The 410-nt window shown below is 77.8% G+C and carries 1 protein-coding gene; it reads right to left on the reverse strand.

The features are described 5' to 3' along the window. Positions 1–39 precede the first annotated feature (39 nt). Positions 40–399, reverse strand: a complete 360-nt coding sequence (locus tag ADK55_RS20005) for an NTP pyrophosphohydrolase (protein WP_053680621.1) — start codon at positions 397–399, stop codon at positions 40–42. Positions 400–410: the final 11 nt, after the last annotated feature.

Raw genomic sequence — 410 nt, forward strand, 5'->3', positions numbered from 1 at the left:
CGGGGGCCGGACCCTCGGCCGTCGTACGGGCGCTCGTGGTCAGTCCGCCGGGCGCACGCTTCGCGGTCCCGCGCAGCGCGCGCCGTACGCCTCGACGCGCGAGCGCAGTTCCCGGTCGGCCGTGACCACGACGCGGTCCCGCCCCGCGTGGGCCGCGACGAGTTCCACGATCCGGTCGTCGCCGCTCCCGGGCGCGGAGTCCACGCGTACCCCGGGCACGGACTCGACGTCCCGGGCGGCGCCTTCGACGACCAGGACGATCTCCTCGCCGGCGTCCCGTTGCGCGAGCCGGTCCCGCAGCCGCTCGGCGGCGCCCCGCCGGTCGCGCCACCAGCCGTCGGGGACGGACCCGACGACGTTCGCGCCGTCGACGATCAACACAGTGCCGGTCGCGTTCACGGTGGCCGCCC

The organism is Streptomyces sp. WM4235, assembly GCF_001279725.1.
Classification (GTDB): domain Bacteria; phylum Actinomycetota; class Actinomycetes; order Streptomycetales; family Streptomycetaceae; genus Streptomyces.